Raw genomic sequence first — 16616 nt, 5'->3', positions numbered from 1 at the left:
GCCTCCCCCAAGGGCACCCCTGACCTGCGACTCCCACCGATCGCCAGTGACGGTCACCGATGGCGCCCAGTTTCAGCCTAACGGTCAGGATCGCGCCTCGTCACTGACCGAGTACTGACCGACGCCGTCCATTGATCACCGACGGTCGGGGCAAGAGCATGACTTTCAGCGGGCGGAGGCACCACCACCGGCCACCCACATCGCCCCGGCCGCTGCGCGCAGCCGCGTCGCGGCGCGCGGGTGTGCGGGCCCGAACGGATCGGGACCGACGACGTGGGGAGGAACCTTGTTCACACGACCATCCACCCGGTCGCCACGATGGCGGGCGGTGGCGGTGCTGACCGCTGCCGTGCTGGGTGTCACCGGCCAGCCCGCGCTCGCCGCGCCGGCCCAACCGCCGGTGGCGCACCGGGCCGCCGTCGACCCGGCGCTGCTCGACCAGCTCGGCACCACGTCGACCGCACCGTTCCTGGTCTATCTGGCCGACACCGCGCCGTTGGCGCAGACCAGCCGGATGCGTGACCCCGACGCCCGGGCCGGCGAGGTGCACCGCCTGCTCACCACCACGGCCACCCGCACCCAACGCGACCTGCGTACGCTGCTCGACGAGCGCAAGGTGCCGCACACCGCGTACTGGATCGCCAACGCGGTGCGGGTCGAGGGCGACAAGGCACTGCTCGACGAGATCGCCCGCCGGCCCGAGGTGGCCCGGATCGAGCCGAGTCGCAGCTACCCGCTGGTCCGGCCCACCGCGACCGAGACCGCTCGGGCGCGTACCGCCGCCGTCGAATGGGGACTGACCAACATCGGCGCACCACGGGTGTGGGACGAGTTCGGTGCCCGCGGCGAAGGCGTCGTGGTGGCCAACATCGACAGTGGCGTGCGCTACGACCACGCCGCCCTCGTCGACTCCTACCGGGGCAACCTCGGCGGTGGCAGCTTCGACCACGCGTACAACTGGTTCGACCCGGCCGGCGTGTGCGCCGGCACCGCGCCCTGCGACAACAACGACCACGGCACCCACACCATGGGCACCATGGTCGGTGACGACGGTGCGGGCAACCAGATCGGCGTCGCCCCCGGCGCGAAGTGGATCGCCGCCAAGGGCTGCGAGTCGGACGACTGCTCCGACGCCTCGCTGCTCGCCGCCGGTCAGTGGGTGCTCGCCCCCACCGACGCCAACGGCCAGAACCCCCGGCCGGACCTGCGGCCCGACATCGTGAACAACTCCTGGGGCGGTGACGGTGGTGACCCCTGGTACCAGCAGACCGTGACCGCCTGGCGGGCCGCCGGCATCTTCCCCGTTTTCTCCTCCGGTAACGACGGTCCGGCCTGTGGCAGCGCCGGCTCACCGGGTGACTACACCGACGCGTACGCCGTCGGCGCGTACGACGTGAACAACGTGATCGCCGGTTTCTCCGGGCGCGGCTCCGGAACCGACCCGCTGAAGCCGAACATCGCCGCCCCCGGCAGCAGCGTCCGATCCAGCGTCCCCAGCGGCGGATACGCCTCGTTCAGCGGCACTTCGATGGCCGCGCCGCACGTGGCCGGCACGGTGGCACTGCTCTGGGCGGCGGCACCCGGACTGCGCGGGGACCTGGCCGCGACCGAGGAGTTGCTGGACCGTACGGCCCGCGATGTCGACGCCACCACCTGCGGAGGCACGCCGGCCGACAACAACGTCTTCGGTGAGGGACGGCTCGACGCGTACGCGGCGGTGCGGGACGCACCCCGTGGACCGGTCGGCCGGGTCAGCGGGGTGGTCACCGACTCCGGTGACGACGACCCGTTGTCCGGCGCGACGGTGACCGACGGCACCCGCAGTGCCACCACCGACGCCGACGGGCGGTACGCGCTCACCCTGCCGGCCGGAGAGACCACGCTCTCGGTCAGCGCCTTCGGCTACGCCGACGAGTCGGCGACCGTCACGGTGCCCGACGGTGGCACCGTCACCCGGGACTTCGCCCTGCTGGCCACCCCGGCGGTCACGGTGAGTGGAAAGGTCACCGACGGTTCCGGCCACGGCTGGCCGCTGTACGCCAAGATCGAGGTGGCGGGTCGGCCCGGCGATCCCGTCTTCACCGACCCGGTGACCGGCCGCTATTCCGTCACCCTGCCCGGCAACACCTCGTACCGGATGACCGTGACCGCCCGGTACCCGGGCTACCGCACCGTCATCCGTGAGGTGGCGGTGGGCGGCGACGCCACCAAGGTCAATGTGGCGGTACCCGTCGACGCCGCCTGCACCGCCGCCGGCTACACGGCACAGTTCGGCACGCCGCTGCTCACCGAGAGCTTCGACGGGACGAGCGCGCCGCCCGGCTGGAGGGTGGAGAACCGCACGGACTCCGGCGGCTGGGTCTTCGACGATCCCCGCTCCCGGGGCAACCTCACCGGCGGCACCGGCGGCTTCGCCATCATCGACAGCGACGCCCTCGGCTCCGGCAACACGCAGGACACCGACCTGATCGCCCCGCCGGTCGACCTGTCCGCGACGGCCGCACCGGTGCTGCGGTTCCGCAGCGACTGGCGGGCCGTCGGCATCAGCGACACCGCCGACATCGACGTTTCCACCGACGGCGGGGCCAACTGGACCAACGTCTGGCACCAGACCGCCAGCCGGCGTGGCCCTCGGGTCGAGGAGGTACCGCTCGACCCGGCCGCGAACGCAGCGTCCGCGTTGGTCCGCTTCCGGTTCAAGGGCACCTTCGCCTGGTGGTGGCAGGTGGACGACGTGGAGGTGGTCAACCGCGAGTGCTCGCCCGTGCCCGGCGGGCTGGTGGTCGGCACCACCACCGACCGCAACACCGGTGACCCGCTCAACGGCGTGACGGTAGCCAGCGACCACCGGCCCGAGGACCGGGCGGTCTCGGCGGCCACGCCCGAGGACCCGGCCGAGCCGGACGGCTTCTACTGGCTCTTCTCCGGGCTCACCGGCACCCACCCGTTCACCGCCGACCGCACCCCGTACACGCCGGTCACCAAGGAGGTGGCGGTCACCGCCGACCGGGTCAAGCGGGCGAACTTCGCCCTCGCGGCCGGCCGGCTGACGGTCAACCCGACGTCGATCGAGTCGCATCAGCCGTACGGCAGCAACCGCACCACCCGGGTGACGGTTCGCAACACCGGTACCGCGCCGGCCAGCATCGACCTGCTGGAACGCGCCGGTCAGTTCGAACTGCTCAGGCGCGACGGCGCGCCGCTGCGGCAGCAGAAGATGAAGGGGATCAGCAAGGCCCGCACCGGCACGGCGTACGGCGGGGCGACACCGCAGGCCGCCACCGCCGAGGACGAGGCGTGGAGCGAGATCGCCAAACTGCCGGCGTCGATCTACGACAACGCCGCCGCCTGGCTGGACGGGAAGATCTACTCGGTCGGTGGTGGCGGTGGCACCGGCACCGAGCGCAGGGCATGGGTGTACGACCCCGCGCCGGGCGCCTGGACCGCCCTGCCCGACCTGCCGACGGTGCGCTCCAAGCCCGCCGCGGCGGCGGTCGACGGCAAGCTCTACGTGATCGGCGGCTGGGGCGCTGACGACGCCACCGTCGCCACGGTCGACGTGTTCGACCCGGCCAGCGGCACGTGGAGCACCCTGCCGGGGGCGACCAACCCGGACCCGGTCGCGGCGGCCGGCTCGGCAGTGGTCGGCGGGAAGGTGTACCTGGTGGGCGGCTGCGCCGACGCCACCTGCACCGACAGCGACGGACTGGTGGTGTTCGACCCGACGACCGGCTCGTTCAGCACCGGTGCCGCCTATCCACACCCGGTGTCGTGGTTGGCCTGCGGCGGGATCGGCGCCTCGGTCTACTGTGCCGGCGGCACGGGCAGCACCGAGTACACCGACGCCTACCGGTACGACCCGGCTGCCGACAGCTGGAGTCCGCTGCCGGAGCTGCCGCTGGAGCTGTGGGGCTCGCAGTATGCGGCAGCCGGCGGGCTGCTGGTGCTGGCCGGCGGGGTGACCTCCGGATCGACGGCGGTCACCAACCGTACGGTCGGCTTCGACCCGGTCACCGGGGCCTGGCGTGACCTGCCGAACGCCCAGTTCAGCCGGTACCGGGGGGCCGCCACCTGCGGCGCGTACAAGATCGGCGGGTCGCCCAGCTCCTTCGTGGGCAGCGCGGACAGCGAGCGGCTCGGTGGCCTGGAACTCTGCGCAGCCGAGGCCGATCTGCCCTGGCTGGACAGTTCCCCGGCCAGCTTCACCCTCGCACCGGGCGAGTCGAGGACGGTGACCGTCACCCTGACGGCCACCGAGGCGGCGGGCGTCGCCCAACCCGGTCGGTACGCGGGCGAACTCGCCATCGCCTCCGACAGCCCCTACCCGGTCACGCCGGTCTCGGTGGAGATGAACGTGTCGCCGCCGGCCAGCTGGGGCAAGATCCGGGGCACCGTCACCGGCACCACCTGCGGTGGCGTCACGGTCGGTATCCCGGCGACGGTACGGGTGAACCTGATCTCGGCCGGCACCGGAACCACCCTGACGGCCGACGGCAACGGTCGTTACGCCTGGTGGCTGCCGAAGGGCCGCTACGAGGTGATCGTGGCCAAGGACGGCTGGGTGCCGCAGGTGCAGCGCCACCGCATCGAGGCGGGCATCGTCGGCACGCTCGACTTCGCCCTGGAGCCCGCCTCCACCTGCACCAGAGCCACCGGAATCTGACCCCACCCGCACAGCGGGGCGCCGACCCTCACGGGCCGGCGCCCCGCCCGGGGCTCCCCCGCCGGGGCGCCCCGCGAAGGACGCCCCGCAGTTTCGGGGAGGTTGCTGCATCCGCCTGTGGACCTGTGGTCGAGGCAGCAACATCAGCGAAGTTGCGCGGCGCGGTGGTCGGTGCACGGCGCGTGGCCCGCATTCCTCCTCGGGAGGAGTGCGGGCCACGGGACCGATCAGAGCGTGTCAGTCGGTGACGGTGACGGCCACCTCGTTGATGCCGCGACCGGCGGTCACGGTGGTGTCTCCGTTGCCCTGGCGGGAGAGCGCCCGCAACGTCCAGGCACCCGGTGCGGCGAAGAAGCGGAACTGACCGGCCGGCGAGGTCACCACCTCGGCGGTGAACTCACCGGTCGAGTCGAGCAGGCGGACGTACGCGCCCGGCACCGCCTCGCCCTCGGCGGAGCGGACCACACCGGTGATGACGGTCTCCCGCTCCAGGTCGAGGCCGGCAGGCAGCGGGGCGGCCTGATCGGGGGCCGCGCAGCCGGCGGCGGTGCTCGCTGCGGTCGGTGCGGTCATCTCAGGCCTCCCCCGGCTCGTCGCCGAGCGCCACCGGCACACCGACCAGCGAGCCGTACTCGGTCCACGATCCGTCGTAGTTCTTCACGTTGCGGTGGCCGAGCAGCTCCTGGAGCACGAACCAGGTGTGCGAGGAGCGCTCGCCGATGCGGCAGTAGGCGATGGTCTCCTTGCTGTCGTCCAGCCCGGCCTCGCCGTAGATCTTGCGCAGCGCGTCGTCGGACTTGAAGGTCCCGTCCTCGTTGGCCGCCTTCGACCACGGCACGCTGATCGCGGTCGGGATGTGGCCGCCGCGCTGCGCCTGCTCCTGCGGCAGGTGGGCGGGGGCGAGCAGGCGGCCGGCGTACTCGTCGGGGCTCCGCACGTCGACCAGGTTCTTGGTGCCGATCGCGTCGACGACCTCGTCACGGAAGGCCCGGATGCTGGTGTCCGGCTCGCTGGCGACGTACTGCGTGGCCGGGCGGGTCACCGTATCGTTGACCAGCGGACGGGCGTCCAACTCCCACTTCTTGCGACCACCGTCGAGCAGCTTGACGGCGCGGTGGCCGTAGAGCTTGAAGTACCAGTACGCGTACGCGGCGAACCAGTTGTTGTTGCCGCCGTAGAGGATGACGGTGTCGTCGTTGCTGATGCCCCGCTCGGACAGCAGCGCCTCGAACTGGGTCTTGTTGACGAAGTCCCGGCGGACCGGGTCCTGGAGGTCGTTCTTCCAGTCCAACTTGATGGCACCGGCGATGTGGCCGGAGTCGTAGGCCGAGGTGTCCTCGTCGACTTCGACGAAGACGACGCCCGGGGCGTCGAGGTTCTTCTCGGCCCACTCGGCCGAGACGAGTGCGGTGTCGCGACTCATCAGATCACTCCCTGGTGAGGATGGATGGTGAGCCAGCGCGCGGAGATCGTGGAATGTGAAGGTGTCGCACCACGCGCGGGACCCATAGCTCGGAACGGATCACGGGTTCGTGCGACGGCGCCGCTGCCGGGCGTCCGGTGGGGTGCACCGGGAACGAGGTACGCGTGCCCTGAGTGCCTTGGCCGCTAGGCGGCCCGAGACAGCCCCGCCGTCAGATGACGGGGCGACACAGGCAGGTGGCCACGCGGCACAGGTCGACCGCGCGCCGTTTGGTGAGGAGCGTCCCCATGAGCACGGAGCCTACCAGCGATCCCAGATATCTCTACCGGGCCGACCAGCATCCGGGACGCCGAGCCGGTGGTCAGCCGACCGAGTTGATCGGCACGTCCCGTGCGTCCGCGGTCACCGTCAGCCCCTGCGGCTGCGGCCGGACCTCGCGAACGGTGAGCTGGAACGGCAACTCCGGCAGCGGCACGTCGACCGAGATGCTGCGGGCGAAGTTGTTCACCAGGGTGCGGGCCAACGGCACGTTCGGCAGCCCTTCGGCGTCCAGGTCGTCGAACTTCAGCGACACCTGTCCCTGCTCACCGACGACGATGTCGGCGGTGCCGGTGACGGTCAGCCGCTGGCCGAGGATGTCCACCGGCGCGGTGACGGCGAGTTGCCCGTCCCGCTCGCCGAGGGTCAGCCCCTCCCGGTCCAGCAGGGCCGACAGGCTCTGGTAGCTGATGGTGCCGGTGCCGTTTACCGTCTCGGCCACGACCTCACCCTGACCGGTGCGCAGGGTGTCCAGCGAGGCCCGCACGTTCCGGGCGTCGACGTCCAGACTGGGCAGCGCGACCGCGTCGCCCTGCACCGAGGCCTGCACGTCCCGCAAAATGATCGAGATGCGCTCGTACCGGCCGTCGAGCACCTGGGTGAGGAACGGGAAACCGCCCACCTCGACCTCGGGTGGCGCGGATTGCGCGCCCTGCTCGGCGACCTGCTGGCGCACCTCGTCGGCGATGGTGCGCTCGGCCACGCTCGCCGCCACCCGGTCGGCGATGGCGATCAGTCCGGCGAGCACGAGCAGCAGGACGACGAACCCGATCAGTACCTTGCGTCCACGTCGCCGCGGCCGCCGTTCGTACGTCTGCTCCTGCTCCACGCCGCCTCCTGTCTCGTCGTGCCTCGATGCCGCAAGCGGTGGACCGGTGGTACCCGTGGTCCGGACTTCTCAATCGCGCGGCCGGACGGCCGCGATGTTGCCGGTGGTCAGAGCACCAGCCGGCACATCAGGTACGCGGCTGGCGCCGCCATCGCGAAACCACCGAGTGGCCCCTGGACGTGCCGTACGGCCCAGACCGACGGCATTTCCCCGGCCATCAGCCGGCCCGCCTCCGCGTAGCTGACGGCGAGGTCGGCCAGCACGGCGACGACGGCCGCCACCAGGCCGATGATCGCGGCCCGGGTAGGGGTGAACGGAGTGACCAGGTAACCACCGAGAAGCGCGCTGATCAGCGTGCCGACCATGGCGCCGCCGACCACCCCCGCCGCTCCCCTGGGCACCTGGGGCGCCAGCCGCGGCCAGGCCGCGACGGCGTCGGTCACCCGGGCGACGGTGAGCGCCACGCCGGCCGCGGTCAGGCAGACGGCGATCGCCTGGGTGCCGGCCGGAATCCGGCTGAGCACGATGAGCGTGGCGAACGCGACCACTCCGAACACGGTGGTGGCGGTGGTCCGCAGCGAGTCGGTCACCCGGACCCGGTCCACCCGTCGGACCAGTTGACCGAGCACCGCGGCGAGCACCCCGCCGACCGCGATGTAGAGCAGCGGGGCCAACCGGGCCTCGGCCGACCGTACGGCCACCACGTCGGCCGCCACCGCGGTCACCGCGCCGACCCCGAGGACGACCGCCAGTGCCGGTGGCCGGGTGACCATGGTCCAGACGAGCACGAACAGCACCTGCCCGGCGAGCACCACGAGGGTGAAGGGCAGCCGGTGCCCGGGGCTGGACGTCTGCGCGGCAACGACCAGGCCGAGACCGAGCAGCGCGGCGAAGCCGCCGATGGCGAGGGAGAGCTGCCGGCGTACCTCGACCGGTGGTTCCGCCTCCTCCTCGTCGTCGGCGTCCGCCTCGTCGTCGACCCGGCGAGCCGAACCGCCGCGGCGCAGGCGGCGCGGGCCACGCGAGGGCCGCTCGTCGGTCTCCACGGCCGGACCGGTGCGCGGCGCCGAGCCTCCCGGGGCGGGCGGATCCTCGGCCCACGGGTCACGGCCGGTCTCGGGCGAGTTGGAGGGAAACACCCACCGATCGTGCCAGACCAACCTCACATCGCGGATGCCAGCGTTTCCGCGACGTTAAAACCTGGGCCGCGATCAGGGGCAGATGGGGCAAAGAGGAAACCGCGCCAGGGTCGTACGCGAGCAATCGGTTACGCTCAACGGCGAAACCCGCCCGTCAGCGACGCCGGGACCCACGGAAGTTCCCAGCGCCACACCTCCGCAGGAGTGCCGCTGGTCGCGCGCGGCCTGCAACGGGCCGCCGGGACGGAGGTGATCGTGGAGATCCTGCTGTTGGTGACCGCACGGGCAGGCGAACCATCCGCAGTGCTACCGGCACTGGACCTGCTGCCGCACTCGGTCCGCACCGCACCCCGCGATGTCCGCACTCTGGTCGCCGGCCCGAGCCCGGACGCCGTGCTGGTCGACGCCCGCTCCGAGTTGAGCGAGGCCCGGGCCACCTGCCGGATGCTGCACGCCACCGGGCTCGGCGTACCGCTGGTCGCGGTGGTCACCGAGGCCGGCTTGATCGCACTGAACGCCGACTGGGGCGTCGACGACGTCATCCTCGCCTCCGCCGGCCCGGCCGAGGTGGAGGCCCGGCTGCGGCTCGCGGTCGGCAGGCTGAGCAACGCGACCGCCGGTGCCGGTGGTTCCATCCGGGCCGGCGAGCTGATGATCGATCCGGACACTTACGCGGCGAAGCTCAAGGGCCGCCCGCTCGACCTCACCTACAAGGAGTTCGAGCTGCTGAAGTTCCTCGCCCAGCACCCGGGGCGGGTGTTCACCCGCGACCAACTGCTGCGCGAGGTGTGGGGTTACGACTACTTCGGCGGCACCCGGACGGTCGACGTGCACGTGCGTCGCCTGCGAGCCAAGCTCGGCTCCGAGTACGAGTCGATGATCGGCACCGTCCGGCAGGTGGGTTACAAGTTCGTGGTGCCGTCGTCGCGGAACCTGCCGGAGGCCGCCGAGCACGCGCCGCTGCCGATGCGAGCAATCACCGTCGAAGGCTAAATTTCCTATATGCCCTTTTTGGTCGACTAGTGCGTCTTATGGTGACTGCCAGTTGACCAGCGGGGGGCATTGGTGGGCGGTTACCAGATGGGGGCGGCGCGGGCCGTCGGGATCATCACGCTCGTGGTGACGGCGGTCCTCGGATCGGCGTACCTGCTCGGACGAAGCCTGGTACCGGACGCGTCGCGGAACGACACCGCCGTCACCGCGACCGGTGCCGACCACCCCGAGTACGCGGACCAGTCGGCTGCCATCGACGCCGAGCCCGTCACCACCCGTACGCCCGCTGCCGGGCCGAGCGGGTCGCAGCGCATCGACGAGCAGGAGCAGGACCCGACCGTCGGCCCGATGGGTACCCGGGTGAGCACCGGCACCGCCGCTGTCGCGCTCACCTTCGACGACGGACCGCACCCCGACTACACCCCTCAAGTCCTCGCGATCCTGCGGGAATACCACGTCACGGCCACCTTCTGCGTGGTCGGCAAGAACGCCCAGGCGTACCCCTGGCTCGTCGAGCAGATCGTCGCCGAGGGACACACCCTCTGCAACCACAGCTGGGACCATGACGTCGCCCTGGGCGCCCGGTCGTCCGAGTGGATCCGCGCCGACCTGATGCGGACCAGCGAGGCGATCCGCGCCGCCGTTCCCGACGCGCCGATCGCCTGGTACCGGCAGCCCGGCGGTGCCTGGACCTACTCGGTCATCTCCGTCTCCCGCGACCTCGGCATGGCACCGCTGCACTGGAACCTGGACCCCTCCGACTGGCGGGCGCCGGGCGCGACCCGGATCGCCGCCTCCGTGGTCAACGGGGTGCGGCCCGGCTCGATCGTCCTGCTGCACGATGCGGGCGGCGACCGCCAGGGCACCGTCGACTCGTTGTACCGGATCCTGCCCGAACTGGCCGGCCGGTTCGAAGTTCAGGCGTTGCCACCGCGCGGTCTGTGACGGGGGTACCAACCGTCCCTCCGGGCGGCGTACCCGTGGTGCGGTTACGGTGATGCGATGAGCAGCACCCAGTCGGGCATCGACCAGGTCAGCCGCGTCGACCGGCTCGGCCCGGCGGAGATCACCGAAGTGCTGGCGCTCGCCCGCACGGCCGGTGACGCCGACGGGGCGGACCCGATGGACGAGCACGTGCTGCTCCGCCTGCGCGACGAGCACGCTGCGGCGAGCCACCTGGTGGCCCGCTCCGCCGACGGCACGCTCACCGGGTACGCGCACCTCGACACGACCGACCCGGACCGCGGCGTCGGCGTGGAGCTGACGGTGCACCCGGCGTACCGGCGGCGGGGCACCGGACGGGCGCTGGTCCGGGGGGTGCTGGCCACCGCCGCCGGGCCACTGCGGGCGTGGGCGCACGGCGACCACCCCTCGGCCGCTGCCCTCGCGGTCGACCTCGGATTCCACCGCGCCCGGGTGCTCTGGCAGCTGCGTCGACCGCTCGTCGCCCCGCTTACCGAACCGCGCCTGCCCGACGGGGTCACGCTGCGCGCATTCCGCCCCGGCAGCGACGACGAAGCCTGGTTGACGCTCAACGCGCGAGCCTTCGCCGACCATCCGGAGCAGGGCCGGTGGACCGCCGAGGACCTGCGGGTACGCCTGGCCGAACCGTGGTTCGACCCGGCCGGTTTCCTGCTCGCCGTCGAGTCGGCGACCGGCCGGCTGCTCGGCTTCCACTGGACCAAGGTGCACGAGCGACCCGGCTCCGCCCGCATCGGTGAGGTGTACGTGCTCGGGGTGGAGCCCGCCGCGCACGGCGGCGGGCTGGGCCGGGCCCTGACCACGGCCGGGCTGGCGTACCTGCGCGACCGACGCGGGCTGGACCGGGTGATGCTCTACGTCGACGAGTCGAACACCGGCGCGGTGGCGCTCTACGAGCGGCTCGGCTTCGCCCGCTGGTCCGCCCACGTCAACTACCAGCTCGGCTGATCCGTCGGGGTCAGGGCAGGTAGAACCGGGGCCGGTCGGGGTCGGACAGATCGAGCCGGGGCGTGATCGGGGTGACCGCGTCGCGGTCCGCCGCCGCCGCTGCCACCGCGGCGAGATCGGTGCAGGCGGCCATCTCGCCGAGGGTGACCAGGGTTGGCGGGAGCATGGTCAGCGCACCGGCCGCGGCCCGCCTGCCCGCCTCGACGGGCCGGATCCACAGCGTGTGGTCGGCCTCACCGGAGACGTCGCGGGTCCGCTGTCCGTCGGGCAACAGCGCCACGAAGAAGTACGTGTCGAACCGCCGCGGCTCGAATTCCGGGGTCACCCAGCGGCTCCACGGCAGCAGCAGGTCCGACCGGAGGGTGAGCCCGCGCCCGGCGAGCAGGTCGGCGAACCCGGTTCGCCGCTGTTCCAGGTCGGCCCGGGCGGCCTCCCAGGCGTCGTCGCTGACGTCGCCGACGACCCGCGTCGCGTCCGGCCCGGCGAGCAGCACCCCCGCCTCCTCGAAGACCTCGCGGGCCGCCGCGCAGACCACCGCCTGCGCCGCGGCCGAGGCCAGCCCGAGGCGTACCCCCCAGTCCGTCGGTGTCGGGCCGGCCCAGTCCAGGTGCGTCGTGGAGTCCGAGGGATCCACGCCACCACCCGGAAAGGCGTACATGCCACCGAACGTCATCGCCGCGACCCGGCGGATCAGGTAGACCTCGAAGCCGCCGTCGGCCGGGCGGAGCAACAGCACGGTGGCGGCCACCCTGGGCACCGCCGGCACCGCGCCGGAGGCCCGGAACCGGCGGGCGTGCTCCACCAGCGCGGGCGGCGCCGGGAAGCCACGGTCGATCGTCATGCGCCGAGACTAGTCCCGACCCGTGGATGCCCAGTACAGCCCTCTGCTGATCTTCGGTAGCGTCGCGCCATGACTCGTTGGGGCATCCTGGCCACCGGCCACATCGCCGCCCGCTTCGCCGAGGATCTCCGGCTGGTGCCGGGGGCCGAGCTTGTCGCGGTCGGTTCCCGCACCGCCGAGACCGCGGAACGCTTCGCGGAACGGCACGGCGCACCACGGGCGTACGGCTCCTGGGCGGAACTGGCCGCAGACGCCGACGTCGACGTGATCTACGTCGCCACGCCGCACGCCGCCCACCACGAGGCGGCCCTGACCTGCCTCACCGCCGGCCGGCCGGTGCTGGTGGAGAAGCCGTTCACCCTCGACCTGGCCACCAGCACCGAACTCATCGACACCGCCCGCGACGCCGGGGTCTTCCTCATGGAGGCGATGTGGATGCGGTGCAACCCGCTCATCCAGCGGGTCTGCCAGCTGATCGCCGACGGCGCGATCGGCACGTTGACCGGGGTCCGGGCCGACTTCGGCGTCGCCGGCCCCTTCCCGCCCGAACACCGGATGCGCGCCCGGGCGCTGGGCGGCGGCGCCCTGCTGGATCTCGGTGTCTACCCGATCAGCCTGGCCCACCTGCTGCTCGGCACGCCGCAGCACGTACGGTCCTGGGCGAAGCTGGGTCCGGAGGGCACGGACGAGAACACCGGCCTGGTCTTCGGCTACGACTCCGGTGCCGTGGCCACGTTGAGCTGCGGCATGGTGGGAGCCACCGGGCTCACCGCCTCGATCACCGGCAGCACCGGGCGGATCGATCTGCCCGAGCCGTTCTTCCGGCCCGACGGGTTCACCCTGTACCGGGCCGACACGGAGCCGGAGACGATCACCGAGGAGCTGGTCGGCTCGGGCTACCAGCACGAGGCCATCGAGGTGCAGCGGTGCCTGGCCGAGGGGCTGACCGAGAGCCCGTTGGTACCGCACTCGGCCACCCTGGAGATCATGGGCCTGCTGGACGACATCCGCGCCCAGATCGGCGTCTCCTACATCTGAACGGCCGGTCGACGGGCCCCTGGGACGTCCCAGGGGCCCGTCGACACAGCTCAGCTGAAGACCGGACGGACCAGGAAGTACATCAGCGCACCGATCGAGCCGGCGGCCGGGAAGGTCAGGATCCAGGCTCCGATGATGTTGCCGGCCACGCCCCACCGCACGGCGGAGAGCCGCTTGGTGGCACCGACGCCCATGATCGCCGAGGTGATCGTGTGCGTGGTCGAGATCGGGGCACCGAGCACCAGGGCGTTGAAGTAGAGCACACCACTGGCCACGGTCTCGGCCGCGAAACCCTCCGGCGGGCGCAGGTCGATGATCTTCCGGCCCAGGGTCCGGATGATCCGCCAGCCACCGGCGTAGGTGCCGGCCGCCAGCACCGCCGCCGAGGTCCAGAACGCCCACTCCGGGATGTAGGTGGCGTCGTCCTGGAAGCCACCGACGAAGAGGGCGAGCACCACGATGCCGATGGTCTTGGCGGCGTCCTGCATGCCGTGGCCGACCGACATGGCCGCCGCCGAGACGGTCTGGGCCCAGCGGAAACCGCGGTTGAGCTTGCCCGGATGCCCGTTCCGGAAGACCCACTGCACCGCGATCATCACGATGTAGCCGAGGATGAAGCCGACCATCGGCGACAGGATCATCGGGATGATCACGCTCTCGCCGATGCCGGTCCAGAGCACGGTGCCGGAGGCGGCGACGGTCGAGCCGACCAGGCCACCGATCAGGGCGTGCGAGGACGACGAGGGCAGACCGAAGTACCAGGTGATGATGTTCCAGGTGATCGCGCCGATCACCCCGGCGAAGACGATGCCGAGGCTGGAGACGCCGGTGGGCAGCTCGACCAGGCCGCTGCCGACGGTCTTGGCGACCTCGGCACCGAAATGGGCGCCGATGAAGTTGCCGACCGCAGCCATGGCCAGGGCGACCCGGGGTGTCAGCGCCCGGGTGGAGATGCTTGTCGCGATCGCGTTGGCGGCGTCGTGGAAGCCGTTGGTGTAGTCGAACACCAGGGCCACCCCGATCACCGCCAGTACGGCGATGAGCTCGGGACTCACAGGATCAGGACTCCTTGACCGCGATGGTCTCGACCGTGTTGGCGACGTGCTCGAAGGCGTCGCAGGCGGCCTCCAGCTCGTCGGCGACCTCCTTCATCTTCAGCACGGTCAACGCGTCGTACTCCCCGGAGAAGAGCCGCACCAGCAGCATCCGGTAGGCCTGGTCGCCGTCGTTCTCCAGCCGGTTGATCTCGATCCAGTAGTCCTCAAGATCCTTCATCGACTTCAGTCGGGGCATCGCGTCGGCGGTCAGCTTCGCCTGCTGGTCGAGCACGTGCACCAGCTCGTGCATCTCCCGTGGCAACGACGGCAGCTTGGTCAGCCCGTAGAGGTAGAGCAGGTTGCCCACCGCCTCCAGGTGGTCCATCACGTCGTCGAGCAGAGAGCCGAGCCGGTAGATGTCCTCCCGGTCGAAGGGGGTGACGAAGGTGGAGTTGATCTTCTTGTACAGATCATGGGTGATCTGGTCGCTGTCGTGCTCCACCTCGGTGAGCCGCTCGCTCACCGACTGCACCTCGACATCGGGCAGGGCCAGCTCGTTGAGCAGCTCGGTACCCCGGACCAGATTCTGCGCGGCCCTGGTGAAGAGCTCGTAGAAAGCGCCCTCGTTGGGGCGGAAGGAAAACCTCACAGCACGGACCTCGTCGTGTCGGGTGGAAGGGGTGGCGGCCGCCGCTCCGGCGCCCTGCTGAGGGGAATGCTAGGGAACCGTCAGATCGGCGATTTTTCGGCCCACCCTTGGCCAGATTGCATTCACCGCTCGTTCAACTTCCGTTCACCTTCACCGGCCCCGTGGTTCCCAGCAGCCGCTCCCGTTCCCGCTCGATGTCGAAGTCGGCTGACGGATACCCCAGATCAAGAGTGTCGAACGTCTCACGCAGCAGGTGCGCCACCGCCCAGTCCCGGTACCACTTGCGATCCGCCGGCACCACGTACCACGGCACCCGGTCCGTACCGCACCTGGCGAGCACCTCGGCGTACGCGGCCTGGTAGTCGTCCCACCGGGCCCGGGCGTCGACGTCGGACGGGTGGTACTTCCAGTGCTTGGTCGGATCGTCCAGGCGGGCCAGCAGCCGGCTCGCCTGTTCGGCGTTGGAGATGTGCAGGAAGACCTTCACCACGATCACCCCGCCGTCGGTCAACTCCCGCTCGAACTCGTCGATCTCCGCGTACCGGGGCCGCCAGACGTCCTCCGGAGCCCGTTCCTGAACCCGGGGCACCAGCACGTCCTCGTAGTGCGAGCGGTTGAAAACCCCCAGGTTGCCGGGGGGCGGCAGGGCCCGGCGGATCCGCCACAGGAAGTGGTGCCGCAGCTCCTCGGCGGTCGGCGGGCCGAACGCCCGGATGTGCACGCCGAGCGGATTCATCGCCCCGACCACCCGTTTGATCGTGCCGTCCTTGCCACCGCAGTCCATCGCCTGGAGCACCAGCAGCACCCGCCGGCCGACGCCCGGGTCGGCCTTCGCGCCGGCGAACAGCATCTCCTGTTGCCCGGCCAGCCCCGCACCCAGCCGGGCGAGTTGCCGGCGGGCCCACGCCTTGCGGTCCGGCCCGGTCACCTCGGGGCCGGGCAATCCCGGAGTCGAGCGGGGATCTATCCCCGCGAGGTCCACCGGTCCGCCGGGCCGCACCCGGAGCAGGTCGCGTACCGCGCCGCCGTTCGGCGCCACCACCTCGAAAACACCGTCGTCCACCATCGGAGCATCATCACCCGCCCGCCGCCGGTCCGCGCGACGGAGTCGGGTCGTCCCCTGGGCTGGGAGCCGATGCGGGCGACGGTCCGCCCGCCGGAGCAGGCAGCGGTCAGACCACCAGGGCCAGCCACTTGCGGTACGAGGTGGCGAACGGCTCGGTGCCGTCGCCGAGCGCGCCGAACAGCCAGCGCGCCGCCGCCTCGGCCTCCACCACCAAGTCGTCGGGATACCCGTAGCGGGCCCGGTGCTCGGCGAACTCGTCCTCGTCGCGCAGCTCGACCAGGCCGGTCTCGCGACGCCGGACCACGTCCAGGTCGAGGTCGACCAGATGCACGGTGTCCTCGCCCTCCCAGCGGGCCGGGCTGGCGATGTCGCAATAGACCTCGCTGGTGCGTGGCGGTGGGTTGAACATGCCCGTCCACCAGGCGTGGTGGGGCACCAGCAGCACGAACGGAATCTGCTCGACGGACGGCCGGCCGTGGTAGACCGAGCTGGTGCCGGCCGACACGCCGAGCCAGACGCCGAGGTCGTCCTCGGCCAACCGACGGGCCGGGTAGTCGCGGTGGGCGCTGCCGTCGAACTTGCGGTAGATCACACGGATCACGTCGCTCGGCATGAGTCGCACCCTAGCCGATTCCGCCCACGCCTCGCCGTCGGGAAGTTACCGGACGACATGGCGATATTCGCGCTGCGC

The 16616-nt window shown here is 71.5% G+C and carries 15 protein-coding genes; 5 read left to right on the top strand and 10 right to left on the bottom strand.

Going from position 1 to position 16616, the window contains the following annotated elements:
• Positions 1–286 precede the first annotated feature (286 nt).
• On the top strand, positions 287–4663 hold the full coding sequence (locus tag ACFY2A_RS08355; protein ID WP_387169857.1) for a S8 family serine peptidase: 4377 nt from the start codon (positions 287–289) through the stop codon (positions 4661–4663).
• 237 nt (positions 4664–4900) lie between these two features.
• Here the strand turns inward: ACFY2A_RS08355 and ACFY2A_RS08350 are convergent, their stop codons facing one another.
• The 5 genes from ACFY2A_RS08350 to ACFY2A_RS08330 form a co-directional block, all read right to left on the bottom strand.
• On the bottom strand, positions 4901–5236 hold the full coding sequence (locus ACFY2A_RS08350) for a DUF1416 domain-containing protein (protein ID WP_357584044.1): 336 nt from the start codon (positions 5234–5236) through the stop codon (positions 4901–4903).
• Between the two features lies 1 nt (position 5237).
• Positions 5238–6086, bottom strand: coding sequence for a sulfurtransferase (locus ACFY2A_RS08345; protein ID WP_363918152.1), 849 nt, complete (start codon positions 6084–6086; stop codon positions 5238–5240).
• Between the two features lie 211 nt (positions 6087–6297).
• Positions 6298–6375, bottom strand: coding sequence for an Ms5788A family Cys-rich leader peptide (locus ACFY2A_RS08340; protein ID WP_311202345.1), 78 nt, complete (start codon positions 6373–6375; stop codon positions 6298–6300).
• A gap of 72 nt (positions 6376–6447) precedes the next feature.
• On the bottom strand, positions 6448–7233 hold the full coding sequence (locus ACFY2A_RS08335) for a DUF2993 domain-containing protein (RefSeq protein ID WP_387169854.1): 786 nt from the start codon (positions 7231–7233) through the stop codon (positions 6448–6450).
• Between the two features lie 107 nt (positions 7234–7340).
• The gene (locus ACFY2A_RS08330; RefSeq protein WP_387169852.1) at positions 7341–8372 is read right to left on the bottom strand and encodes a hypothetical protein; all 1032 of its coding nucleotides are present in this window, start codon (positions 8370–8372) and stop codon (positions 7341–7343) included.
• 249 nt (positions 8373–8621) lie between these two features.
• Here ACFY2A_RS08330 and ACFY2A_RS08325 point away from each other — a divergent pair, with 249 nt between their 5' ends.
• The 3 genes from ACFY2A_RS08325 (at position 8622) to mshD (ending at position 11294) form a co-directional block, all read left to right on the top strand.
• Positions 8622–9365, top strand: coding sequence for a winged-helix domain-containing protein (locus ACFY2A_RS08325; protein ID WP_387170114.1), 744 nt, complete (start codon positions 8622–8624; stop codon positions 9363–9365).
• A gap of 87 nt (positions 9366–9452) precedes the next feature.
• Entirely contained in the window at positions 9453–10310 is an 858-nt protein-coding gene (locus ACFY2A_RS08320) for a polysaccharide deacetylase family protein (RefSeq protein ID WP_387170112.1), read from the top strand.
• A 57-nt stretch (positions 10311–10367) separates the two neighbouring features.
• Positions 10368–11294 (top strand): mycothiol synthase, encoded by a 927-nt coding sequence (gene mshD / locus ACFY2A_RS08315; RefSeq protein ID WP_387169850.1) that lies wholly within the window; start codon positions 10368–10370, stop codon positions 11292–11294.
• A 10-nt stretch (positions 11295–11304) separates the two neighbouring features.
• On the opposite strand, the gene ACFY2A_RS08310 is transcribed toward mshD, so the two are convergent.
• A complete protein-coding gene (locus tag ACFY2A_RS08310) occupies positions 11305–12135 on the bottom strand; it encodes an NUDIX hydrolase (protein WP_387169848.1) in 831 nt (276 codons plus the stop codon).
• Between the two features lie 69 nt (positions 12136–12204).
• Between ACFY2A_RS08310 and ACFY2A_RS08305 the strand changes: the two genes are divergently transcribed.
• Positions 12205–13173 (top strand): Gfo/Idh/MocA family protein, encoded by a 969-nt coding sequence (locus tag ACFY2A_RS08305; RefSeq protein WP_387169846.1) that lies wholly within the window; start codon positions 12205–12207, stop codon positions 13171–13173.
• A gap of 50 nt (positions 13174–13223) precedes the next feature.
• On the opposite strand, the gene ACFY2A_RS08300 is transcribed toward ACFY2A_RS08305, so the two are convergent.
• The 4 genes from ACFY2A_RS08300 to ACFY2A_RS08285 all read right to left on the bottom strand — a co-directional run bounded on the left by ACFY2A_RS08300 (position 13224) and on the right by ACFY2A_RS08285 (position 16538).
• A complete protein-coding gene (locus tag ACFY2A_RS08300; protein WP_363918140.1) occupies positions 13224–14228 on the bottom strand; it encodes an inorganic phosphate transporter in 1005 nt (334 codons plus the stop codon).
• A 4-nt stretch (positions 14229–14232) separates the two neighbouring features.
• Entirely contained in the window at positions 14233–14859 is a 627-nt protein-coding gene (locus ACFY2A_RS08295; protein ID WP_093403380.1) for a DUF47 domain-containing protein, read from the bottom strand.
• Between the two features lie 133 nt (positions 14860–14992).
• Positions 14993–15925: a PPK2 family polyphosphate kinase gene (locus ACFY2A_RS08290; protein WP_387169844.1), complete on the bottom strand. Its 933-nt coding sequence runs from the start codon at positions 15923–15925 to the stop codon at positions 14993–14995.
• 106 nt (positions 15926–16031) lie between these two features.
• Positions 16032–16538, bottom strand: coding sequence for a DUF402 domain-containing protein (locus tag ACFY2A_RS08285; protein ID WP_363918136.1), 507 nt, complete (start codon positions 16536–16538; stop codon positions 16032–16034).
• Positions 16539–16616 lie beyond the last annotated feature (78 nt).

The sequence above is a fragment of the Micromonospora sp. NPDC000442 genome, assembly GCF_042898635.1.
GTDB lineage: Bacteria > Actinomycetota > Actinomycetes > Mycobacteriales > Micromonosporaceae > Micromonospora.
Note: the sequence above shows the minus strand (reverse complement) of the source record. Positions and strands in the feature narration are given on the sequence as shown.